Genomic DNA, 22989 nt, shown 5'->3' on the forward strand with positions numbered 1-22989 from the left:
CAGCAAACCGCGGCGGATTCTACCAGCTTGTAGTGGGCGCCGTTATAACAGGTTCTTTAGTTGATATAGCATTTCGATAGCTTGACGCGGGGTCATGTCATCCAGGTCCAGCTTGCCCAGCTTCTCGATGGCCGGGTGTGGCAGGCTGGCGAACAGGTCGCTCTGGTGCGGGACTTGCGGCTCGTCCTTGGCCTTTTTCGTTACCGGTGCTTCATGGGGCAGGCTGGTGGTTTCCAGGCGGCCCAGGTGCTCGCGTGCGCGCAGGATCACTGGCGCCGGCACGCCCGCCAGCTGCGCCACGGCCAGGCCGTAGCTCTGGCTGGCCGGGCCAGGCAGCACGTGGTGCAGGAAGACGATACGTTCGTTGTGCTCGGTAGCGTTCAGGTGCACGTTGGCCACCAGCGGTTCACTCTCCGGCAGCACGGTCAGCTCGAAGTAGTGGGTGGCGAACAAAGTGTAGGCACGCAGCTGGGCCAGGCGCTCGGCAGCGGCCCAGGCCAGCGACAGGCCGTCGAAGGTACTGGTGCCGCGGCCGACTTCGTCCATCAGCACCAGGCTGCGGTCGGTGGCGTTGTGCAGGATATTGGCGGTTTCGCTCATCTCGACCATGAAGGTCGAACGCCCGCCGGCCAGGTCGTCGCTGGAGCCGATACGGGTGAAGATGCGGTCGACCAGCGACAGCTCGCAGCTGGCGGCCGGGACGAAGCTGCCGATGTGCGCCATCAGCACGATCAGGGCGGTCTGGCGCATGTAGGTGGACTTACCGCCCATGTTCGGGCCGGTGATGATCAGCATGCGCGTGTTGTTGTCCAGGCCCAGGTCGTTGGCCACGAACGGCGTGGTCAGCACCTGCTCGACTACCGGGTGGCGGCCCTGCTCGATGCGCAGGCACGGCTCGTCGGTGAAGCGCGGGCAGTTCAGGTCGAGGGTCAGCGCACGCTCGGCGAGGTTGCTCAGCACGTCGATCTCGGCCAGCGCGGCGGCGCTGTCCTGCAGCGGAGCCAGGTGGCTGATCAGGGTTTCCAGCAGCGCGTCGTAGAGCATCTTCTCGCGCGCCAGGGCGCGGCTCTTGGCCGACAGCGCCTTGTCCTCGAAGGCCTTGAGCTCGGGCGTGATGAAACGCTCGGCGCCCTTGAGGGTCTGGCGGCGGATGTAGTCGCCCGGCGCCTGCTCGGCCTGCTTGGTCGGCAGCTCGATGAAGTAGCCGTGCACACGGTTGTAGCCGACCTTGAGGTTGGCCAGGCCGGTGCGGGCCTTCTCGCGGGTTTCGAGGTCGATGAGGAACTGGCCGGCGTTCTCGCTGATCGCCAGCAGCTCGTCCAGCTCGCTGTCGTAGCCGGCCTTGAGCACGCCGCCGTCGCGGATGACCGCTGGCGGGTTGTCGATGATTGCGCGCTCCAGCAGGCTGGCCAGCTCCGGGTAGGTACCGGTAATGGCGGCCAGGCGTGCCAGGTGCGGTGCTTCCAGCTCGCTCATGGCGTTCTGCAGCTCGGGCAGGGCACCGAGGGCATCGCGCAGGCGCGCCAGGTCACGCGGGCGCGCATTGCGCAGGCCGATACGGGCGAGGATGCGCTCGATATCGCCGATTTCCTTGAGTTGCGGCTGCAGCTTTTCGAAGCGGTAGCCGTCAAGCAGGCAGCGGATCGAGTCCTGGCGTGCCTGCAGCACCTTGAGGTCGCGCAGCGGGCGGTTCAGCCAGCGGGTCAGCAGGCGGCTGGCCATGGCCGTCTGGCAGCGGTCGATCACCGATTGCAGGGTGTTGTCACGGCCACCGGCCAGGTTGACGTCCAGTTCCAGGTTACGGCGGCTGGCGCCGTCGAGGATCACCGTGTCGTCCAGGCGTTCGTGGCGCAGGCTGCGCAGGTGCGGCAGGGCCGTGCGCTGGGTTTCCTTGGCGTAGGTCAGCAGGCAGCCGGCAGCGCCGATGGCCAGGGTCAGCTTGTCACAGCCAAAGCCCTTGAGGTCCTTGGTCGCGAACTGCTGGCACAGGGCCTTGCGTGCCGAATCGCGGTCGAAGTCCCACGGCGCGCGGCGCCGGGCACCCGGGCGCTTCTCGGCGGGCAGGTCGCGCGGCCAGTCGTCGGGGATCAGCAGCTCTACCGGGTTCAGGCGCTCGAGTTCGGCCAGCAGGTTTTCCCAGCCTTTGATCTCCTGCACGCTGAAGTTGCCGCTGGTGATGTCCAGCACCGCCAGGCCGAACAGGCGTTCGTCGCCGAGCAGGGCGGCGATCAGGTTGTCGCGGCGCTCGTCGAGCAGAGCCTCGTCACTGACCGTGCCGGGGGTGATGATGCGCACCACCTGGCGTTCCACCGGGCCCTTGCTGGTGGCCGGGTCGCCGATCTGCTCGCAGATCACCACCGACTCGCCAAGCTTGACCAGCTTGGCCAGGTAGCCCTCCAGCGAATGGAATGGAATGCCGCACATGGGGATCGACTGGCCGGCCGACTGACCGCGCGCGGTCAGGGTGATGTCCAGCAGTTTCGCGGCTTTCTTCGCATCTTCGTAGAAGATCTCGTAGAAGTCGCCCATGCGGTAGAACATCAGCTGGTCCGGGTGCTGGTTTTTCAGCTTCCAGTACTGCTGCATCATTGGTGTGTGTGCGGAAAGATCAGACATTCAGGGCCTTACAGCGGGTGATCTGGTTGGCGATTGTGAAACCGGCAATGGTACAGGCTTTTTCAACCAGATGCAGGCGCGGGCCATGGGGCATGCGCGCGCAGCCAGGTGCATTGCATTTGCCGGCGCATGCCTGCATTATGCACGCTATGCAAAAACGCAACGTAGCTACCGTACTCAGAGAACTGCTTGACCGCCACGGCCTGTCCCCGACGGAGCTGTACCGGCGCACGGGCGTCCCTCAATCCACCCTGTCGCGGATTCTCGGCGGCAAGATCGTCGACCCTTCCGATAAGCACGTGTCGAAGATCGCCGACTACTTCGGTGTGAGCACCGAGCAGTTGCGCGGGCGCGCCGAGCTCGGCGAGTCGCGCGAAGCCGCGCTGCCGGCCCACGGCCATGCGGACCTCAGCGACATCAGCCTGTGGGACGATGAAACCCCCATCGAGGATGACGAGGTGTCGGTACCTTTCCTACGCGAGGTCGAATTGGCAGCAGGATCAGGAAGATTCGTCATCGAAGAGAGCGAGCGTGCGCGGCTGCGTTTCGGCAAGCGCAGCCTGCGCCACAATGGCGTGCAGTTCGACCAGGCCAAGTGTGTGACCGTGCGTGGCAACAGCATGCTGCCGGTGCTGCGTGATGGTGCGACGGTGGGGGTGAACACCGGCAAATGCACGATTGGCGACATCATCGATGGTGACCTCTACGCCATCAACCATAACGGCCAACTGCGGGTGAAGCAGGTCTATCGCCTGCCTACCGGCATCCGCCTGCGCAGTTTCAACCGCGATGAACACCCCGACGAGGACTACAGCTTCCAGCAGATGCAGGACGAGCAGATCAGCCTGCTCGGCCATGTGTTCTGGTGGGGCATGTACGCTCGCTGACCACCCCCTCCCAAAGAAACCCGCTTCGGCGGGTTTTTTTTCGCCTGCAGAAAATCCCTACAAGGCAGGCAGCGCATGGCCTGCATGCATATCAGCAAAAATAGATGCATAGAAATTTGAAGAAATGCATTGACTGCATATGCATGAATGCATAGCCTGTGTCTCAAGCCGGACGGAAACCGGTTGTTACACAGGCAGCGATGGACAGGCCTCAACTGTCCAGAGGGTTGGCAACTGGCCCGGGTGTGCAGCGTAAAGCACCACGAACAGTTATCCGGCGGGCAGGCGGCCGCGGTCGGAGTCACCAATTTGTAGCGCAACCGCGCGGCGTCACCAGTCGTGGCCGGCGGTTCAACAACGCATTACTGAAGAGCCTGGCGAGCCGGGCTTTTTGGAATGCCGAGGCTTTTGAAGATGAGCATCCATAACCCGTCTGTTGGCCCTCGCCAACAGGCATTACACAGGAGACAGGACCGTGACGAACGAGCAACAAGCGTTGCTGGAAATGCCGCTCTGGCTGGTAATCGTCCTGGCATTGCTGGGCGGCCTGAGCGGCGAGATGTGGCGGGCTGACAAGGCCGGTGCCACGGGCTGGTCGCTGCTGCGACGGCTGGCGCTGCGCTCCGGGGCCTGCATGGTCTGCGGCGTGTCGACGGTGATGCTGCTGTATGCCGGTGGCCTGTCGATCTGGGCGGCCAGTGCATTTGGCTGCATGACTGCGGTTGGTGGCGCCGATGTCGCCATGCGCCTGTACGAACGCTGGGCGATCCGGCGCCTGGGCTTGCGCGACAGCACGCAGGCCGACGAGCGATAAGGAGAATATGCATGAGCGAACTGGCCACTTTGCATGCGGCCGTGACCGCAACCATTCGTGAGGCGATGCCGGAACTGGCATCGGTCGATGCTTATACCGCTGTAGGAAATGCCCCTGAACGACCGGCGCTGCGCCACGGCATCGTGCAAATGACGGCGGATGCCGCACCGCGCGATGGTCGTTCGGTGTTGATCGCCACCTTCGAGGCGGACATCACCGCCGACAGCGCCAACCCCGAAGCGCGGCTGCAGGGCAGCCTGCTCGCCGCACAACTGATGGACCTGCTGCGCCAGCAGCATTGGGCACTGGACTTCGTCGAGGCCAGCCGCAACGTGCAGGCGCAGTTCGAGGGCAGCGCCTGGACCGTGCGCTGGGACCAGCCGGTGCTGCTTGGCGAGGCGCGCTGGAACTGGCCGGACCAGCCACCCGGTAGCCTGGTGTTGGGTTTTGCGCCCGATATCGGTTTGGGTAACGAGGCGCAGTACATCGCCCCCGAGGACCTGTCATGAGCTACGTCAGCGCCATGCATGACCGCATGCTGGCGTGCCTGGTCATCCCCTGCCGGGTGGTGGCGGTGGACCTTGTCGCCGCCCGGGTGCGGGTGTCCGATGGCAGCGGCTGGACCAGCGCCTGGCTGCGCTGGCACGCCCAGGCAGCCGGCCAGGCGCGGCACTGGCGAGCCCCCAGCCTGGGCGAGCAGGGCGTGCTGTTCAGCCCCAGCGGCGAGCCGGCCCAAGGCACGTTCCTGCCCGGCCTGTATGGCAATGCCGGCAGTGCGCCGGACGCCCGCGAGCATGCCGAGGTCTGGCGTTTTGCCGATGGCGGTTCGCTCAGCTATGACTGGCAGGCCAGCCACTACGACATCCAGCTGCCTGGTGGCAGCGCGACCATCAAGGTCGGCGCCAGCACCGTGCAGGTCAGCGAGGCTGCGATCAGCCTGCAGGCGGTGGCGATCAACCTCACTGGCAAGGTCACGGTCGACGGCCCGCTGCAGGTCAGCGGCGACATCAACGGCGGTGGGCGGATCATCGACACCGCCGGCAACACGGCCAACCACAAACATTGAATCAAGCCCGCGCATGCGGGCTTTTTCATATCAGGAGAATGCCATGCATACCCATGAACAGGGCGGTGCACCATGATCGGTATGGACCGCCGCAGCGGCCAGCCGCTTTCCGGCATCGATCATTTGCGCCAGTCCATCGAAGACATCCTCAGCACCCCGCTGGGCAGCCGCCGCATGCGCCCGGAATACGGCAGCCAGTTGCGACGCTTCGTCGACTTGCCGGTCAACGAAGGCTGGAAGAGTGCCGTGCAGGCCGAAGTGGCGCGCGCACTGGGCCGTTGGGAGCCACGGTTGCAACTGGAGCGGGTCAAGGTCGTCGCCGTGCTCGACGGCCAGGTCAGCCTGGCCTTGAGTGGCCGCTATCTGGGCGACGAAGCCATGGTGGAGGTGAGCGTATGAGCCAGGTCGACCTGTCACAACTGCCAGCACCTCAGCTGCTGGAGGACCTCGACTACGAAGCCCTCTATCAGGCCGATCTGGACACCTTCCGCGCTTACCTGGGCGACGCCTGGACCGCCAATCTGGAGAGCGACCCGGTCACCAAGCTGCTGGAAGTCGGCGCCTACCGCAAGCTGCTCAACCGGGCCCGCATCAACGATGCCGCCAAGGCGTTGCTGCTGGCCTACGCCCAGGGCAGTGACCTGGACCAGTTGGCGGCCAATGTCAGCCTGCAGCGCCTGGTGATCCAGGCCGAGGACCTGGCCAGCGTCCCGACCGTCGAGGCCTTGCTGGAGTCGGACGATGCCCTGCGTGAGCGGGTACAACTGGTCTACGAAGGCCTGACCACTGCCGGCCCACGCAACAGTTACATCCTGCATGCCCGCAACGCTTCAGGGCAGGTGGCTGACGCCACCGCTGAAAGCCCGTCGCCGGCCGTGGTGGATGTCACCGTGCTGGGCCTGGAAGGCAATGGCCAGGCCAGTGCCGAGCTGCTGGCGCAGGTAGCGACGTACCTTAATGATGACGATGTTCGTCCGGTCGCTGATCGGGTCAATGTGCGCAGCGCTGAAATTCTGCCTTATCGCATCGATGCTGTGTTGTACCTGGCCGACAGCGGTCCTGAATACGAGGCGATTCTCACCGAGTGCCAGCGCCGTCTCGAGGCCTGGATCAACCCACGGCGTCGCCTGGGCGTGGAAGTGGCCCGCTCGGGCATCGATGCCCAGCTGCATATCGACGGTGTCAGCCGGGTCGAGTTGAGCGGCTGGGCCGACATCCGCCCGAGCAAGGCTCAGGCAGCCTGGTGCACGGGCTACACCCTCAAGCGGGGTGGCTGACATGCACAGCTTGTTGCCGCTCAACCGCAGCGCACTGGAGCGGGCCATCGAGGTGGCGGCCGATGAGGACCTGAAAGTCAGCCTGCGCCGGCTCTACAGCCCGGACAGCTGCCCCGCGCACCTGCTTTATCACCTGGCCTGGGCGTGGTCGGTGGACCGCTGGGAAGACAGCTGGAGCGACGAGATCAAGCGTTCGGTGATCCGCTCGGCGTTCTTCGTCCACGCCCATAAAGGCACCCTCGGTGCGCTCAGGCGTGTGGTGGAGCCGTTCGGCTACCTGATCGAGGTGGAGGAGTGGTGGCAAGCCACACCGCCCGCACAGGCGGGCACCTTCGCCCTGAAGATCGGCGTTTCCGATGCGGGCATCAGCGAAAGCACCTACCAGGAACTGTCATCGCTGATCGATGACGCCCGGCCAGTCAGCCGCCACCTGACCGGGCTGGTGATAAGCCTCGAAAGCCGAGGCGCCATTCATGTCGGCTGCGCGATCCAGGACGGCGACGAACTGGACATCTACCCGCTGACGCCACGTGACATCGAAGTCATGGGCGTTGTAGGCCGGGGCGGCCGTGAACATACAATCGATACCTTGGACATTGCACATGGTTGACCAGACTTCTCAGTTCTACGCCATCCTCACCAATGTGGGCGCGGCGAAACAGGCCAATGCCGATGCCTTGGGCATTGCCTGGAAAATCACCCAGATGGGTGTCGGCGACGCCAACGGCAGCGACCCCACCCCCAACGCCAGCCAGACCAGCCTGATCAACGAATGGCGCCGCGCGCCGTTGAACCAGCTGAAGGTGGATGACAAGAACAGCGCGATCATCATTGCCGAGCAGGTCATTCCGGCGGATGTCGGCGGCAAGTGGATCCGCGAGATTGCGCTTTATGATGCCGATGGCGACATGGTCGCCGTGGCCAACTGTGCGCCGACCTATAAACCGTTGTTGAGCCAGGGCTCGGGGCGTACCCAGGTGGTGCGGATGAACCTGGTGGTGAGCAGCGCCAGTAATGTGCAGCTGAAGATTGATCCGGCGGTGGTGCTGGCTACTCGGGAGTGGGTTACCGAAGAGTTGGCGAAGCAAGACTTCAAGCATTCTGTGCTGGCGGCGACTACGGCGAATATTGCCTTGGCCGGGTTGCAGACGATCGATGGCGTGGCGCTTACTGCAGGGGCGCGGGTGTTGGTAAAGAACCAGACCGCAGCCAAGGACAATGGTCTGTATCTGGTGGTGGCGAACGGTGCATGGACCCGCTGCGCTGATGCGGATACCAGTGCCAAGGTGACGCCGGGCATGCTGGTGTTGGTTGAGCGCGGTACTGTCAACGCTGACAGCGCATGGCAGCTGGTGACCGATGCACCGATTAACCTGGGTATCACCGCCCTAGCGTTTGAAATGGCTTTTGGACGCACCGGAGTGACCCCCGGCACTTTCCGTAGCGTGACGATTGATGCCTGCGGGCGGGTAACCGCGGCCACCAACCCGACCACGGTAGCTGGTTACGGGTTGACTGACGTGTATACCAGCACTCAGATCGACACTGTCTTAGAACTCAAGGCGCCATTGGCAAGCCCGGCGCTGACCGGCCTGCCGACAGCGCCAACCCCAGTTGCTGGGACCAATACCAACCAGCTCGCAACGACGGCCTTTGTAGCAGCGGCAATATCTGCATCTGGGCCGGTGTTTACTAACACAGATGATTTCACTGACTGGAATAGCATTGTAGCTGCAGGTTGGAATGCAAAGATCTTGTCACGCAATGCACCGAACAGCCCAGGTACCGAGGTTTCTTACTGGTATTGCCTTGTACTGGTTTACAGCAGCGGAAGCCTTACACAGGTTGCATTCCCTTATAGTGCCGATAGCTTGAACAGCGGCATCAAAACCCGAAGCAGATATCAGGGTGTTTGGGGGGCTTGGGTAACGCCTTACACGAGCGTCAACGTAGCGCCAGTAATCAAAAACCTTTTGGCCACTTCTACGTCGGCTGCGGCGCTGTCTGCCATCGGAGCCGCACCTTTAGCGAGCCCGGCCTTTACTGGTGTTACGGCAGCCCCTACGCCAGATCAGTTCGACGCGACGACCAAGCTTGCCACTACGGCATTCGTACAGCGGGCGATTGGCGGATATCAAAATGGTTATGCCTATACGACCGCAGGCCAGACAATCGTTGCCTCCCGCGTCAACTCGCTGATCAACTTGAATACCGGTGCAACTAATATCACACTTCCTCTACTTTCAAGCGTGCCAACTGGTTCGGTTGTCTACATCCGGTCTAGCAATACCTCCACCATTAGAAGTCAAGGGGCTGACGTAATCTATGTTAATACCGCAAAGGTCGCGGAGAGCTCAGTAGAAGTTGGTGCCAACAGCAATATAATCTTTATCTCCGCGGGCAGTCTATGGTTCATAGCTGGTAACGCCTCTCTGACCCATGACTCTTCTTTGTTTGGCGCCCTGCTGTCTGCAAATGGCTATCAGAAGCTGCCTAGTGGTCTGATCGTTCAATGGGGTACTGGCGTTACGAACAATGGCACCGGCACCTGGACTTTTCCCATCGCATTTCCCAACGTAGCATTAAGGGTGTTTGCCACCCAAGATGGGGTTGGCTCTGGTTCGACGATGTATGCGGTAGGTGCCCACCCGGTAAACCAGACTACGGCGAACCTTGCTAGCGCCCTGGCTTCTGGTGGCGACGCAATAACGCTATTCGCTATCGGCTATTAATCAGAAGGATTACCTATGGCCATTTTTAGCTCTAAGTCGACACGCGGGTTTTACGACGACGCCATTAATTCAGTTATTCCCGACGATGCAGTGGTGATTACCCCAAGGCTTCACGCGGAAATCATCGCTGGCCCTGAAAACAACAAGATGATTGAGTGGGGCGATGATGGTGTTCCCTTATTGATAGATCGGCCGGCACCAACCGATGTAGAGCTCGCGATCATGGAGCGTCAATGGCGCGATGGTGAGTTGTCGACGTGGCAGTGGCTGCGCGACCGACACCGAGACGAGCAGGAACTTAGGCGAGCAACCACAATGAGCGATGATTGCTTTACCGAGCTGCTGACTTATCTACAAGTGCTGCGCGACTGGCCCCAGTCCGAAGCTTTCCCCGACTCTCAGCAGCGGCCACAACCGCCCAGCTGGATCAATCTCTATACCGAATGACGCCTCGCACTGCCGGGGCGTTTTTACATCTGGCTAAACCTACCCAGGCCCTGCACCGCAGGGCCTTTTCACATCTGGAGAATTTATGAGCGGATTTTTTCACGGCGTCACCGTGACCAACGTAGACACCGGCGCCCGCAGCATCGCGCTGCCGTCTTCCTCGATCATCGGCCTGGTCGACACCTTCACCGAAGGTGCTGGTGTCACGGCCAAGGCCAACGACCTTGTTCTGATCACCAGCGAGCGCGAAGCCGTCGCCGCCTTCGGCGAAAACGCCGCCATCACCAAGGCCTGCCGCGCCATCTACACCCGCGCCAAGGCGGTCATCGTCGCCTGCGGTGTAGCCAAGCTCGAAGATGCCGCCGAGCAAACCGCCGCGATCATCGGCAGCGTTCAGGCCGATGGCAAACGCACCGGCTTGCAGGCGCTGCTCGACGGTAAGAGCCGTTTCAACGCCCAGCCGCGTCTGCTGGTCGCGCCACGCCACAGCGCCACCCAGGCGGTCGGCACCGCATTGGTAGCCCTGGCCGACAAGCTGCGCGGCATCGCCATCATCGACGGCCCCAACACCACCGACGAGGCGGCCATCGACTACGCCAAGAACTTCGGCGCCAAGCGCGCCTTCCTGGTCGACCCGGGTGTGCGGTACTGGGACAACGGCGAGGACGCCACCGTCGACGCACCGGGCTCGGCCTGGGTTGCCGGCCTGTTCGCCTGGACCGACAGCGAATACGGCTTCTGGGCCTCGCCGTCGAACAAGGAGTTCGTCGGCATCACCGGCACCGTCCGCCCGGTGGAGTTCCTCGATGGCGACGACAGCTGCCGCGCCAACCTGCTGAACAACGCCAACATCGCCACCATCATCCGCGACGACGGCTTCCGCCTGTGGGGTAACCGCACCCTGTCCAGCGACCCGAAATGGGCTTTCGTCACCCGTGTGCGGACCATGGACATCGTCATGGACGCGATCCTCTACGGCCACAAGTGGGCCGTCGACCGCGCCATCACTGCCACCTACGTCAAAGACGTCACCGAAGGCCTGCAGGCCTTCATGCGCGACCTGAAGAACCAGGGCGCAATCATCAACTTCGAGGTCTTCGCCGACCCGGAGCTGAACACGGCCAGCCAGCTCGAGCAGGGCAAGGTGTACTGGAACATCCGCTTCACCGACGTGCCGCCTGCCGAAAACCCCAATTTCCGCGTTGAAGTCACTAACCAGTGGCTGACCGAAGTCCTCGATTCCGCCGCTTAAGGAGCGCATCCACATGGCAATGATTCCCGAAACCCTGGCCAACCTGAACCTGTTCGTCGATGGCGTCAGCTTCCAGGGCGATGTACCCAGCCTGACCCTGCCCAAACTCACCCTGAAGATGGAAGAACACCGCCCCGGCGGCATGGACATGCCGGTCGAGATGGACCTGGGCATGGAGAAACAGGAGGCCGCGTTCACCACCACTGGCGTGCGCCGTGAAGCACTGAAATTCTTCGGCCTGGCCGATGGCAGCGGCTTCAACGGTACCTTCCGCGGCGCCTTCAAGGGCCTGAAGGGCAAGATCAACCCGGTGGTGGTCACCCTGCGTGGCACCCTGAAGGAAATCGACATGGGCGACTGGAAGTCCGGCGACAAGGCCGAGATCAAGCACAGCGTTGGCCTGACCTACTACAAGCTCGAAGTCGATGGCCGCCTGATCTACGAGATCGATGCACTGGGCATGAAGCGCGTGATCGATGGCGTCGATCAGCTGGCCGCCCAGCGCGCTGCGCTCGGCCTGTAAGGAGGCGACCATGGCTCAAGCGAAAAAGCAGCCGCAATGGCTGACCCTCAGTGCCGACCGCGTCACCGTGCGCTTGTCGCGCCCCTGCGAAGCCAACGGCGTGCAGGTCGACAGCCTGACGCTGCGGGCACCGACTGTGCGCGATATCCGCAATGCCCAGGCCGGTGGTGCCGCTGATGACGAGCAGCGTGAGCTGAACCTGTTCGCGTCGCTGGTCGAGGTTGGTATCAAGGACCTCGAAGGCCTTGCCCTGAAGGATTATGGCCGCCTGCAAAGCGGCTATTTTCGCCTGGTGCAGGACGACGAACTTTGACCCGGCCCGGCAGAAGGCCGCAGCCAAGCGGCTGGCCAAGGAGCTGAACTTTTCCGCGAGCGAAATCATGACCATGTCGTACGGCGACATGGTCTGGTGGCTCGCACCGTGACAAGGAGGAACCTATGGCGAACACACAGGTGTTCACCCCCGGGCTCGGCGTCACCGTCATCAACCCCTTGGGCCTTGCCATCGAGCAGCTGCGCCGGGATGTCGAACGCCTGCGCAGGCAGGCCGACGGCACCCGGCTGGGCCGGCTTATCGGCGAGGTGATCCGCCTGGGGTTGGAGCTCGGCAAGGTACGCCAGGTCGAACGCCAGCTGGCGTTGGACCAGGAGCAGCAACACGAAGACCAGATCGCCCGGCTGGGCATCGAAGCGGACGAAGTAGAGCGCCTGCGTCAGCATTATCTTTTACTGGATCGAGTAATTGCTGGGCTGGCTCGGCTCAAACCTTTGACCCTGCAAGGGCAGCAGCAAGGTGTAGCGCCGAAAAGCGCAAGCGATCCGGCCCCCACGGCGTCTGATGCTTCGTCCGAGAAACCCTCGCGGAATCGCAGGTCGACCGCTGAGAGTATCAAGGTCGCCGCGTCGGTGCTGGGCGTTGGCGCGATTGTGGGGACACGCATGGCCTATGAGGTTGGCCGTCGTTTGCCAGCCGAAAAGCAGCAGCGCGCACAGGCTGCAATCAGTAGTCGATTGAAATCAGGCACGTTCAACGCTGGCATTTCGGCGACCAAGGCCTGGTTTGACGGCAAGACGCCCGAGGACAAGGCCAAGGGTATTGGTGCGGCCACCGGGGAGTTGGGCGGTACTCTCCTGGGCGCTTCGATAGGGGCGGTATTCAGCAAGAACACGGAAGTTCAGGAGCTCGCCGGCATTGTCGGTGGCCACCTAGGTGAATGGGCAGGTGAACTGATCGGTGGGCACCTGTTTGATCTGGTGATGTATCAGGACAATCCCGATCGGCCGGCGCAAGGCACATCGGCAGCGACAGTCGTCGACGCAGACCCCGCTGTTGAATATGCCGCGCATCGCGCGGAAGGCAAGACCGTCGAGCATGTACAGGAGATGCTCGCTACGCGAGTACCGAGCTCCCCCGGTCCTGCTTTCTCCGGCGCATTCAGCATGCTGGCAAGTATCGCTGCTGCTGGTTCTCCAGGGCAGGGCTTCGGATTTGGCTCTGCTTTCCCCCCCCTTACGCAGGTGCGCAGCAGCCCTCCAGGTGCAGCCAAGAGCCTGTTCAAGCGCGTGCCTGTCGGTGCGCTGCTGGATACTTCCATGCAACTGGTGCAGACCTACCGCAGTGATGCCACCCCTGTGCAGAAGATGCAAGGCTACGGCAGTGCGGTCGGCGGGCTGGGCGGCACCTTGGCTGGCGCGGCTGTCGGTGCCGCGATCGGCTCGGTGGTGCCCGTGATCGGTACGGCAATAGGCGGCCTGCTCGGCGGGGCGTTGGGGAGTATGGGTGGCGAGAGCCTTGGCGGGTGGTTTGGCAAGGCTCTGGGTACAGGACTTGGCATTGAGAACAGCCCTGCTGGCAAGCACTCGGAGCCTGAACCAGTGCGATCCGTCGCAGAGCAGTCGCCGTCGTCTGCGCCCTCCAGCGCAGCATTGCCAGCCCCGATCAACCAGCAATTCACCTTCACCGCCAACATGCCGGTGACCTTCAACAACAGCTTCGACGACCCGACCACCCTGCAACAACTGGAAGCCATCGCCCGCCGCGTGCTTGACGACCTGATGCGTCAGGCGCGTTCGGTGCAGATGGCCGATCAACCACAGCCATGAGGAGGACCCATGACCTACCTGGAACAGTTGCAAGGCGGCCTGCATGCACTGGTCAAGGCGGGCGAGGAGGGGCGTCGGCGTGCCGACGCCATGCTCGACCCGATGAACCAGGCGGTTGGCCATGCCAAGGAGGCGGCCAGCGAACTCGAAGCCCTGCCATGGATCGGCCCGGAAATCGGCAGGCGCCTGCAACGCACGATGCGCGCCATTGATTCGGCCAAGCAGCGCGTCGACAAGGTGATTGCCAAGTATGACCAGACCCTCGACGTGGTGCGCAAGGTGCGCGACCGCGTCGATGCCTTCGCCGAACACCTGGGCAAGGCCGGAGCGGCCATTCGGCGGGTGATCGGCGATGTGCGCTCGGTCGCCAACGGTGTGCTCTCGACGTTTGGCTTTGCGCCGCAGGTTACCCCGGCGGCAGAAGCGATCAAGCCGTTCCCGCACCTGCTGGTACTGCAGCCGCTCAAGGCCAACGCTGCGCCGTACTACTTCAACCTCGATACCGCCGCCTTCGACCAGCTGCGCCGGCAAACGCGGTTTCGCTGGGCCGGGCAAGAGCGCTTGAGCCGCGAGAACGCCCAACAGGCCGTGAGCCTGGGCGAAGAAAGCATCAGCATTCGTGGTGCGATCTTCCCTGGCTTCAAGGGCGGATTGGGCCAGTTGCAGGCGCTGCGCGGCATCGGTCGCCAGCTGCTGCCGCTGTCGCTGACCACAGGTTACGGCGAAGTGCTCGGCACCTGGTGCCTGACCAGCATCGAGGAAGAACAGGGCGCCTTGCTGGCCGGCGGCATTCCCCGCAAACAAGGTTTCTCACTGGAGTTCGTCAGCTATGGACAAGACCTGCAAAACGTCTGAGGGCGATGTGCTCGATACCCTCTGTCACCACTATTACGGGCACCTCGACGGCAGCGTCGAGGCAGTGTTGCAAGCCAACCAGGGGCTGGCCGACGAGGCCCAGCCGTTTCGCAGTGGTGTGACGCTCCGCTTGCCGACGCTGGCGCTGGTCTCGGCCAACGCCGTGCAGTTGTGGGACTGATGCCATGCAACCCGTATTTCGCATCCAGGCCGATGGCAAGGACATTACTGCGCTGATCAATGACCGCCTGTTGCTGCTGCGCACCACCGACAAACCAGGCATGGAGTCGGATGATTTCGAGCTGCGCATTGACGCCCGTGACGGCGTTGTGGCGTTGCCGGCGCGCGGTGCGCTGATCGAGGTGCATCTGGGATACGCCGGCCAGCCGCTGACCCGGCTGGGGCGTTATACCGTCGATGAGGTCGAACTGTCCGGCCCGCCCGATACCTTGGTAATTCGCGGCAAGGCCAGTGACCTGCGCGGCAGTGGCAGGACCATTCGCAGTGGCAGCTGGGAGGCCGTGCCGCTGCAGCGCATCGTCGCCGAAATCGGCGCGCGTAATGGCTGGCAGATGGTCTGCCCGGTGCTTGTGCAGGTGCCGCGGGTCGATCAGTACAACGAATCGGATTTCAATTTCATCACGCGCCTGGCCCGCCAGTACGACTGCACCGCCAAGCTCGCCGATGGGCAATTGCTGGTGCTGCCGCGCCAGGCCGGGCAGAGCGCCAGCGGCAAACCCCTGGGCATGGTCGGCATCGCCCGCAACGAGGTCAGCCAGTGGCATTTCCGGCTGGATGACAAAGCGGCGCGCAAAGCCGTGCGCACCCGTTATCAAGACGTTGCCGGTGGTGAGTCGAAGACCGTCGAGTTGGTCAACGCTGAGGCTGTTGACGGCCAGCGGCCGGCGCATACCGACCGTCACCTCTACCCCAACCGCGCTGCCGCCGAGCAGGCGGCCAAGGCGCGCCTGGCCAGTTTCAACCGCGATACTGCCCAGGTGCGCCTGGACCTGCCGGGGCGTACCGACCTGTTCGCCGAACGCAGCATCGACCTGCAGGGCTTTGTCGATGGCCTCGACGGGCAATACCAGATCGATTCGGTGGAGCAGGTGTTCACCGCCTCGGGCTGGCGCACCACGGTGCAGGGCAATGGCGGCAAGGCGGGCAAGGTACAGGCCAAGGGGGCAGCGCCCCGTCGACAGGCCGCGATCAAGGCTTGAAGGACGATACAGGGAAGGAGTGCAGACATGCTCACTGAAATGCAATTGCTACAGATTTTGCCGAACGCCCGCCCCGTTGCGGGCGTTTTTCTTTCGGCACTGAACGTCACCCTGCCGCGCTGGGAAATCGACAACCCCAAGCGGGTGGCGGCGTTCATCGCCCAGGTCGGCCATGAGTCCGGCCAGTTCCGTTACGTGAAGGAGCTGGGCAGTGACCGCTACCTGGCACGCTACGACACCGGCAACCTGGCCTTGCGCCTGGGCAATACGCCGCAGGCCGATGGCGATGGCCAGCTGTACTGCGGGCGCGGCCTGATCCAGGTGACCGGGCGCAACAACTACCAGGCCTGCAGCCGCGCACTGTTTGGCGACGAGCGCCTGCTGGCGCAACCGCAATTGCTCGAACAACCGCGCTGGGCCTGCGAGTCGGCGGCGTGGTTCTGGCATTCGCGTGGGCTTAATGCCTTGGCTGACCGCGGTGAGTTCAACCGCATCACGCGTCATATCAATGGTGGGCTCAATGGGCTGGAGGATCGTCTCAAGCTTTGGGCACGTGCGCGCGAGGTGTTGTGTTGAGCCGAATGCAGCTTGGTCTTGGTGTATTGCTGTTGATGTTGTCCGCAGCGCTGGCCTGGCAAGTGCAGGGCTGGCGCTACGGGCGGCAACTGGCGCAGCTGGCGCAAGCACAGGCTGCTGCCGAGGCTGCCCGGCTGTTCGCCGAACGCGGGCAGCGCCGGGCACTTGAGCAACGTCTGGAACAAAGTGAAACCCGTCATTACAAGGAGCTTTCCGATGCGCAACAGTCTCAGGCTCGCCTGCGTGATCGTCTTGCTACTGCCGATCTGCGCCTGTCGGTCCTGGTCGAGCGCGAAACCGTCTGTAACGCAGTGCCTGCCGCCGCCAGCGCCGGCAGCGTGGATCATGCAACCGTACGCGCCGGGCTTGAGCCAGCGCATGCTCGACGAATTATCGCCATTACCGATGAAGGTGACCGGGGGTTGATTGCGTTGCGGGCTTGTCAGGATTATGTACGGGAGGTGCGGGGCATGCATCCAGGGTGCACGCCAGACTAAAACATGGCGCCGTAGAATTCTGCCCATCCCACTCCCTTTCACCAGATGCTACGGTGTCCCCACCCGCTCAAGGAACCCACCCATGGACCCGATCACCGCCCTCTCCACCCGCCTCGGCGAACACCTGCGCCGCTTCAACGCCCAGGTAACCACCGCCGAATCCTGCACCGGCGGTGGCATCGCCGAGGCCATCACCCGTGTGCCCGGCAGCTCGGCCTGGTTCGAAGCCGGTTACGTGACCTATTCCAATGCCCAGAAAACCCGCCAGCTGAACGTCCCCGAGGCGCTCTTCGCCGAGGTTGGCGCGGTCAGCCAGGAGGTGGTCGAGGCCATGGCCCGTGGGGCCCAGGCCGCCAGCGGTGCACGCTTTGCCGTGGCCGTCAGTGGCGTGGCCGGGCCGGACGGCGGTTCGCCGGCCAAACCGGTGGGGACCGTGTGGCTCGCCTGGGCCGATGGCAGCCACGTCTGCAGTGAGCGCCGGCACTTCGACGGTGACCGCGAAGCGGTGCGCCGACAGACGGTGATCGCCGCGTTAGACGGCTTGTTACAGCTTGGTGCCGAGTAAATCGACGACAGGGGTTTGCTCGCGCGCTTGCCTGTGGAATAATACTGGCTACTTATACAGGTATTCCGGCCGTCAGGGCCAAGTCGAACACGTGAGGATTTCAATGGACGACAACAAGAAGCGCGCCTTGGCTGCGGCCCTGGGTCAAATCGAACGCCAATTCGGCAAAGGCGCGGTCATGCGCATGGGCGACCACGAGCGCCAAGGCATCCCGGCCATTTCCACCGGCTCCCTGGGCCTGGACATCGCACTCGGCATCGGCGGTCTGCCAAAAGGCCGTATCGTTGAAATCTACGGCCCGGAATCCTCGGGTAAAACCACGCTGACCCTGTCGGTCATCGCCGAAGCCCAGAAGAACGGCGCAACCTGCGCCTTCGTCGACGCCGAACACGCCCTCGACCCTGAATACGCCGGCAAGCTGGGCGTCAACGTCGACGACCTGCTGGTCTCGCAGCCGGACACCGGCGAACAGGCCCTGGAAATCACCGACATGCTGGTGCGCTCCAACGCTGTTGACGTGATCATCGTCGACTCCGTGGCTGCACTGGTGCCGAAGGCCGAGATCGAAGGCGAAATGGGCGACATGCACGTCGGCCTGCAGGCCCGTCTGATGTCCCAGGCGCTGCGCAAGATCACCGGTAACATCAAGAACGCCAACTGCCTGGTCATCTTCATCAACCAGATCCGCATGAAGATCGGCGTAATGTTCGGTAGCCCGGAAACCACCACCGGTGGTAACGCCCTGAAGTTCTACGCCTCGGTGCGCCTGGACATCCGCCGCACCGGCGCGGTCAAGGAAGGCGACGAAGTGGTCGGCAGCGAAACCCGCGTCAAGATCGTCAAGAACAAGGTATCGCCACCGTTCCGTCAGGCCGAGTTCCAGATCCTTTACGGCAAGGGCATCTACCGCAACGGCGAAATCATCGACTTGGGTGTGTCTCAAGGCTTGGTGGAGAAGTCCGGTGCCTGGTACGCCTATCAGGGCAACAAGATCGGTCAGGGCAAGGCCAACGCGGCCAAGTACCTGGCAGAGAACCCGGCTATTGGTGCCGAGATCGAGAAGCAGATTCGCGAGAAGCTGCTCAAGGCTGGCGCTGTTGCCGAAGCTGGCAAGGCTGCAGCCGCTGAAGCCGATGCCGACGACATGGCAGACGCCGACGCCGGTTATTGATAGCAGCTGGTATGTCCGCCGTACTCGACACCCCCGTCGCCGTCAGGCGGACAGCCATGGACCTGCTCGCGCGCCGCGAGCATGGTCGTGTCGAGCTGACGCGCAAGTTGCGTCAGCGCGGTGCCCCGGATGAACTGATCGAGCCCGCGCTCGATCGGCTCGCCGAAGAAGGGTTGCTTAGCGAAGCCCGTTATCTCGAAAGTTTCATCCGATACCGTTCCAGTGCCGGCTATGGTCCTGCGCGTATTCGCGAGGAACTTGGCCAGCGCGGGCTGAACCGAAGTGATATCGAGCAGGCCCTGCGTGAAAGTGAAGTGGATTGGGCGGCGCTGTTGCGGGATACCTGGCAGCGCAAATTCGCTGGGCAACGCCCCCAGGAGCCACGAAGTCGCGCCCAGCAGACCCGGTTCCTTGCCTACCGCGGTTTCCCCATGGACATGATCGGCAGGCTGCTCAGTGGCCGGGATCTGGATGATTACTAGTCAAATGGCCTCATCGCCGGCACACCAGCGATGAGGCCATTTGCTTTATCACGAAAATGGCCCTTCAGCTGACCTTCAACGCCTCCCGAGCCCGCTGGGTGGTATGCATCGGTTCTGGTTTGGCCCAGTTTTCCGGCAAGTTGATGAAGTCGACCAGTTCCCGCAGTCGTCCCTGATCACGGCCATTGAAGGCAAACGTCAGCCGCGTCAGATGGCTGAAGTTGCCCACCTCGTGTTCGGCACCGCTGTCCGCTTGCTGGTGGTACCGGCCACTCAGGCGCAAGTCGGCAAACCCCTCCTGTATTTCATGCAGTGCAGCCTCGCTGAGCCGATGGTGCATGCGGATCACGAACTGGTTTTTCAGCCAGCGGCTGGAGTGGTAGTTGCTGTAGAACTGGTTGATTTCCTCCACGGCCTCGTCGGCGCTGTGCACCAAACGCAGCAGCTTCAGGTCGCTGGGCAGGATGTAGCGGTTTTCTTCGAGCTGGCGGCTGATGAACGCCAGGCAATCGCGCCAGAAGGTGCCGCCTGGTGAGTCCAGCAGTACCACTGGCACCAGTGGGCTCTTGCCGGTCTGGATCAGTGTCAGCACTTCAAGTGCTTCATCCAGGGTGCCGAAGCCACCGGGGCAAAGCACCAGTGCATCGGCTTCCTTGACGAAGAACAGCTTGCGAATGAAGAAGAAGTGGAAGGGCAGCAGCTTGTCGGTGCCATCCACCGTGGCATTGGCGTGCTGCTCGAAAGGCAGGGTGATGTTGAAGCCCAGGCTATGGTCACTGCCGGCGCCTTCGTGGGCCGCCGCCATGATGCCGCCGCCAGCTCCGGTAATGACCATCAGCTCGGAGCGGGCGAGGGTTGCCCCCAGTTCACGGGCCAGGGCGTATATCGGGTGTTCCACGGGGGTGCGTGCCGAGCCGAACACGGTGACTTTGCGTCGCCCCCGGTAGCGCTGGAGCATGCGGAACGAGTGGTCCAGTTCGCGCAAGGCCTGCAGGGTGATCTTGGCGCTCCAGCGGTCGCTGTCGTCATGGGCCATGCGCAAGACGGTGAGCATCATGTCGCGGTACAGCGGCAGGTTGGGGCTGCCTGGCGCGACCAGCTGCAACTGCTGGTCGATGTTGCTCAGGTCGATGCCGTGGTCACTGAAGTGATTGAACAGGTGTTCATTCGATTGGTAAGGCATTCAACGTCTCCTTCTGCAGCAAAACCTCTGACCGGGCCGATGGTGTGGCTCGGCCGCGACACTACGTGTGTCGCTGGCTGCCGTGACTCGAGTGTGCATCCCGAGCATTGCAGTAGGCCTTCAAGGCCGTGGTACAGGGGTGTCTGTCCAGCTTGTCGTTTTTCGGGCCTTCGCTATCAATCTAGACCGTTGCACCTGATCGTGCAGGTGCGAACACGATGGCCACTCGTCGGCCTGTGGCCAGCCTCGGCGAGGGTTTGGTTAACTGGAGAAGCGAAACGTGTCGATGCAGGAGGTGGCAGTATGCATCGCTTGATCATCGAGGTAGACCGGCAGCTCTATCAGCAGCTGGAAAATGCAGCCCAGGATCACCATGTGAGTCTGGAAGCGGAGTGCCGTCGCAGGCTGGCAGCACTCGAGTGCCAGTCGCGCTATGTGCAGGCGCTGCTGGCAGAGATGCGCGCCGACGAAGAACCGCAGCGCGCCGAGGGAGAGCGGGTTATCTAGTCACTTCTTCTTGTTGCCAGCGGTGCAGCTGGCAGCATCGAAGGCCTGGTCCATGACCGGTTGGTTGGTCTTGTACACGCTGAAGCGATAGACCATCACCGCACCTTTGGACATCAGGTTACGGAAACCACTGTTGCGGCACACGCTGTCACCTAGCTGGCTGCGGACTTGCTCTGGGTTCTGCTGCATGCGTGCGGCATGCTCGGCACGCACGCTGAGGTGGTTGACCAGCGCCTTGCCTTCAACGGTATAGCCCTGATCGAGAATGTCTTCGTTGATGGCGCGTGGGGTGCCGACACTGCTTTCCGTGGCGACCTTCTGCAGCAGCTTGTTGAGCTCGAACTCTTGCTTGGAGGCAGCCTGGGCTGCCAGTGGCAGGGTGAGCAACAGGCTCAGGGTCGGGACGATAAGACGCAGCATGAATCTCTCCTGGTTCGATGACTGGCGCTTTGACATGCGCCGGCGGCGGGCGTTCCATGAAACCCGCTGCATCGCAGGCAAATTCACGGTGGCCAATAGCGCCGATTATAAGGGACCGGCTGGCTCCGCTGCACGGCCAAATGGCGCCTGCTCTGGTAGACTGGCGTTTTGCATCTTCCGAGTCCCTGCAGTGTCCAGTCACAACCCGTCCACAGGCTTGCCAGCATGAGCCACGCGGTAGCACGCCTGCGTGCCGAGCGCCTGGCACGCAGCAACAAACCTTTCATTGCCCGTGGTTCACGCGCCGAGCGTTGCCCCGATTGCCGGGTGATCGCCACCCACTGCCTGTGTGCGTGGAAGCCCACGGTGCAGGCCGACTCCGGCGTGTGCCTGATCATGCATGACACCGAGCCATTGAAACCGACCAACACGGGCTGGCTGATCGCCGACCTGATCGAAGACACAAGCGCCTTCGGCTGGCTGCGTACCTCGGTGGACGAAGGCCTGCTGGCGTTACTCGACGACCCGCAGTGGCAGCCCTACATTGTTTTTCCCGGCGAATTCGTCGCCCAGGAGCGGGTGGTCAGCGAGGTTGCGCGCGAACCGGGCAAGCGCCCGTTGTTCATTCTGCTCGATGCCACCTGGACCGAAGCCCGCAAGATGTTCCGCAAGAGCCCGTATCTTGATCGCTTCCCGGTGCTGAGCCTGCAAGCCGAGCAGATGTCGCGCTATCGCCTGCGTCGGTCCAGGCGCGACGACCATTTCTGTACCGCCGAAGTGGCGGCCATGTGCCTGGACTTGGCGGGTGACAGCCAGGCATCCCAGGCGCTGGATGCCTACCTGGACGTATTCAGCCTGCATTATCTTAGCGGCAAGCGTCGCCTGCCACTGGATGATCAGGACGACACCCACCAGCGTTTGCATACCTTCCTATAGTCCAAGGGGCATATGTCTCACTTTGGTTCATAATGACGGGGCTGGCAGCCAGGGTGGGCGAGACGGCAGGGTAGTTGGCTTGACCACCTCCGGCCGTGCTCGGCATCCTTGGCGCCGATTCCCCGCCAGGCGCTTCACTACCTCGCATGCGCCTGGCACAGAACAGGATCCATAGATCGATGGCCACATACGAAATCCTGATAGCCGATGACCACCCGCTGTTTCGTAGCGCGCTGCGCCAGGCCGTTACCCTCGGCCTGGGCGCCGATGTGCGCCTGGTTGAAGTGGCGAGCATCGCCGAACTGGAAACCCGCCTGAGCGAAAAGGCCGACTGGGACCTGGTCCTGCTGGACCTGAACATGCCCGGTGCCTATGGCTTCTCCGGGCTGGTCCTGCTGCGCGGCCAGTACCCGCAGATTCCGGTGGTGATGGTCTCGGCGCAGGAAGAGGCCGCCGTGGTGGTCAAGTCCCGCGAGTTCGGTGCCAGTGGCTTCATTCCGAAGTCCAGCGGCCTTGAAGTCATTCAGGATGCCGTGAGAAAGGTGCTCGATGGCGAGGTCTGGTGGCCACCGCAAGCCTTCGAAAAGGTCGATGTCTCGGCCGAAGCCAAGGCCGCCAGCGAGGGCCTGGCCAGCCTCACCCCACAGCAGTTCCGCGTACTGACCATGGTCTGCGAAGGCTTGCTGAACAAGCAGATCGCCTATGAGCTGAGTGTGTCGGAAGCGACCATCAAGGCCCATGTAACCGCTATCTTCCGCAAGCTGGGCGTGCGCACCCGCACTCAGGCTGCGCTGTTGCTGCAACAACTTGAATCGGTTGCCAGCAGCTGAAGGCGCCTGGATTCACGCTTTTTTGACCCG

The 22989-nt window shown here is 62.8% G+C and carries 26 protein-coding genes and 1 pseudogene; 24 read left to right on the forward strand and 3 right to left on the reverse strand.

The genetic code is table 11. The annotated features are described in order from the left end of the window. Positions 1-42: 42 nt before the first annotated feature. The gene (mutS, locus tag ABE528_RS21975) at positions 43-2616 is read right to left on the reverse strand and encodes a DNA mismatch repair protein MutS (RefSeq protein ID WP_346654054.1); all 2574 of its coding nucleotides are present in this window, start codon (positions 2614-2616) and stop codon (positions 43-45) included. Between the two features lie 140 nt (positions 2617-2756). On the opposite strand from mutS, the gene ABE528_RS21980 reads away from it, so the two are divergent. The 21 genes and pseudogenes from ABE528_RS21980 (at position 2757) to recX (ending at position 19083) form a co-directional block, all read left to right on the forward strand. Then, the gene (locus ABE528_RS21980) at positions 2757-3503 is read left to right on the forward strand and encodes a S24 family peptidase (RefSeq protein ID WP_152956405.1); all 747 of its coding nucleotides are present in this window, start codon (positions 2757-2759) and stop codon (positions 3501-3503) included. Positions 3504-3978: 475 nt separating this feature from the next. After that, the gene (locus tag ABE528_RS21985) at positions 3979-4317 is read left to right on the forward strand and encodes a phage holin family protein (RefSeq protein WP_060479503.1); all 339 of its coding nucleotides are present in this window, start codon (positions 3979-3981) and stop codon (positions 4315-4317) included. Between the two features lie 11 nt (positions 4318-4328). After that, positions 4329-4826: a hypothetical protein gene (locus ABE528_RS21990; RefSeq protein WP_152956406.1), complete on the forward strand. Its 498-nt coding sequence runs from the start codon at positions 4329-4331 to the stop codon at positions 4824-4826. Continuing rightward, positions 4823-5383 (forward strand): phage baseplate assembly protein V, encoded by a 561-nt coding sequence (locus ABE528_RS21995; RefSeq protein ID WP_152956407.1) that lies wholly within the window; start codon positions 4823-4825, stop codon positions 5381-5383. Before ABE528_RS21990 ends, ABE528_RS21995 begins: the two co-directional genes overlap by 4 nt. A gap of 72 nt (positions 5384-5455) precedes the next feature. Further along, positions 5456-5782, forward strand: a complete 327-nt coding sequence (locus ABE528_RS22000) for a GPW/gp25 family protein (RefSeq protein WP_346654055.1) — start codon at positions 5456-5458, stop codon at positions 5780-5782. Beyond that, positions 5779-6660 carry a baseplate J/gp47 family protein gene (locus ABE528_RS22005; RefSeq protein WP_346654056.1) on the forward strand — a complete coding sequence of 294 codons (882 nt, stop codon included), beginning with the start codon at positions 5779-5781 and terminating at the stop codon, positions 6658-6660. Before ABE528_RS22000 ends, ABE528_RS22005 begins: the two co-directional genes overlap by 4 nt. 1 nt (position 6661) lies before the next feature. After that, positions 6662-7270, forward strand: coding sequence for a phage tail protein I (locus tag ABE528_RS22010; protein WP_346654057.1), 609 nt, complete (start codon positions 6662-6664; stop codon positions 7268-7270). After that, positions 7263-8060 (forward strand): annotated as a pseudogene (locus tag ABE528_RS22015) (phage tail protein); the annotation flags it as partial. The gene ABE528_RS22010 and the pseudogene ABE528_RS22015, both read left to right, overlap by 8 nt. 1347 nt (positions 8061-9407) lie before the next feature. Further along, a complete protein-coding gene (locus ABE528_RS22020) occupies positions 9408-9839 on the forward strand; it encodes a phage tail protein (RefSeq protein ID WP_346654058.1) in 432 nt (143 codons plus the stop codon). 85 nt (positions 9840-9924) lie between these two features. Next, positions 9925-11091: a phage tail sheath family protein gene (locus tag ABE528_RS22025; protein WP_346654059.1), complete on the forward strand. Its 1167-nt coding sequence runs from the start codon at positions 9925-9927 to the stop codon at positions 11089-11091. Between the two features lie 13 nt (positions 11092-11104). Further along, positions 11105-11614 carry a phage major tail tube protein gene (locus tag ABE528_RS22030; protein ID WP_027920000.1) on the forward strand — a complete coding sequence of 170 codons (510 nt, stop codon included), beginning with the start codon at positions 11105-11107 and terminating at the stop codon, positions 11612-11614. A gap of 10 nt (positions 11615-11624) precedes the next feature. After that, complete coding sequence (locus tag ABE528_RS22035; RefSeq protein WP_346654060.1) at positions 11625-11927, forward strand: phage tail assembly protein; 303 nt, start codon at positions 11625-11627, stop codon at positions 11925-11927. A gap of 125 nt (positions 11928-12052) precedes the next feature. Beyond that, a complete protein-coding gene (locus tag ABE528_RS22040; RefSeq protein ID WP_346654061.1) occupies positions 12053-13717 on the forward strand; it encodes a hypothetical protein in 1665 nt (554 codons plus the stop codon). A gap of 9 nt (positions 13718-13726) precedes the next feature. Continuing rightward, entirely contained in the window at positions 13727-14572 is an 846-nt protein-coding gene (locus ABE528_RS22045) for a phage tail protein (RefSeq protein ID WP_152956415.1), read from the forward strand. Continuing rightward, the gene (locus tag ABE528_RS22050; RefSeq protein ID WP_346654062.1) at positions 14547-14753 is read left to right on the forward strand and encodes a tail protein X; all 207 of its coding nucleotides are present in this window, start codon (positions 14547-14549) and stop codon (positions 14751-14753) included. The genes ABE528_RS22045 and ABE528_RS22050 overlap by 26 nt, the downstream gene beginning before the upstream one ends. Positions 14754-14757: 4 nt before the next feature. After that, complete coding sequence (locus tag ABE528_RS22055) at positions 14758-15792, forward strand: contractile injection system protein, VgrG/Pvc8 family (RefSeq protein WP_346654063.1); 1035 nt, start codon at positions 14758-14760, stop codon at positions 15790-15792. Between the two features lie 27 nt (positions 15793-15819). Further along, complete coding sequence (locus tag ABE528_RS22060; protein ID WP_152956418.1) at positions 15820-16368, forward strand: glycoside hydrolase family 19 protein; 549 nt, start codon at positions 15820-15822, stop codon at positions 16366-16368. A gap of 5 nt (positions 16369-16373) precedes the next feature. Continuing rightward, positions 16374-16865 carry a lysis system i-spanin subunit Rz gene (locus ABE528_RS22065; RefSeq protein ID WP_346654064.1) on the forward strand — a complete coding sequence of 164 codons (492 nt, stop codon included), beginning with the start codon at positions 16374-16376 and terminating at the stop codon, positions 16863-16865. Positions 16866-16947: 82 nt separating this feature from the next. Next, on the forward strand, positions 16948-17430 hold the full coding sequence (locus tag ABE528_RS22070) for a nicotinamide-nucleotide amidohydrolase family protein (protein WP_346654065.1): 483 nt from the start codon (positions 16948-16950) through the stop codon (positions 17428-17430). A gap of 103 nt (positions 17431-17533) precedes the next feature. After that, complete coding sequence (recA, locus tag ABE528_RS22075) at positions 17534-18601, forward strand: recombinase RecA (protein ID WP_054883434.1); 1068 nt, start codon at positions 17534-17536, stop codon at positions 18599-18601. A gap of 11 nt (positions 18602-18612) precedes the next feature. Next, positions 18613-19083, forward strand: a complete 471-nt coding sequence (gene recX, locus ABE528_RS22080; protein WP_152956420.1) for a recombination regulator RecX — start codon at positions 18613-18615, stop codon at positions 19081-19083. 64 nt (positions 19084-19147) lie between these two features. On the opposite strand, the gene ABE528_RS22085 is transcribed toward recX, so the two are convergent. After that, on the reverse strand, positions 19148-20266 hold the full coding sequence (locus ABE528_RS22085) for an LOG family protein (protein WP_346654066.1): 1119 nt from the start codon (positions 20264-20266) through the stop codon (positions 19148-19150). A 303-nt stretch (positions 20267-20569) separates the two neighbouring features. On the opposite strand from ABE528_RS22085, the gene ABE528_RS22090 reads away from it, so the two are divergent. Next, positions 20570-20773, forward strand: a complete 204-nt coding sequence (locus ABE528_RS22090; RefSeq protein WP_152956422.1) for a hypothetical protein — start codon at positions 20570-20572, stop codon at positions 20771-20773. On the opposite strand, the gene ABE528_RS22095 is transcribed toward ABE528_RS22090, so the two are convergent. Beyond that, on the reverse strand, positions 20774-21193 hold the full coding sequence (locus tag ABE528_RS22095) for a quorum-sensing-regulated virulence factor family protein (RefSeq protein ID WP_152956423.1): 420 nt from the start codon (positions 21191-21193) through the stop codon (positions 20774-20776). A 225-nt stretch (positions 21194-21418) separates the two neighbouring features. On the opposite strand from ABE528_RS22095, the gene ABE528_RS22100 reads away from it, so the two are divergent. Both ABE528_RS22100 and erdR read left to right on the forward strand, forming a co-directional pair. Further along, positions 21419-22129 carry a tRNA-uridine aminocarboxypropyltransferase gene (locus ABE528_RS22100; protein WP_152956424.1) on the forward strand — a complete coding sequence of 237 codons (711 nt, stop codon included), beginning with the start codon at positions 21419-21421 and terminating at the stop codon, positions 22127-22129. A gap of 179 nt (positions 22130-22308) precedes the next feature. After that, positions 22309-22959, forward strand: a complete 651-nt coding sequence (gene erdR / locus ABE528_RS22105) for a response regulator transcription factor ErdR (RefSeq protein ID WP_152956425.1) — start codon at positions 22309-22311, stop codon at positions 22957-22959. Positions 22960-22989 lie beyond the last annotated feature (30 nt).

The sequence above is a fragment of the Pseudomonas sp. TWI628 genome (assembly GCF_039673865.1).
In the GTDB taxonomy this organism is placed as follows: domain Bacteria; phylum Pseudomonadota; class Gammaproteobacteria; order Pseudomonadales; family Pseudomonadaceae; genus Aquipseudomonas.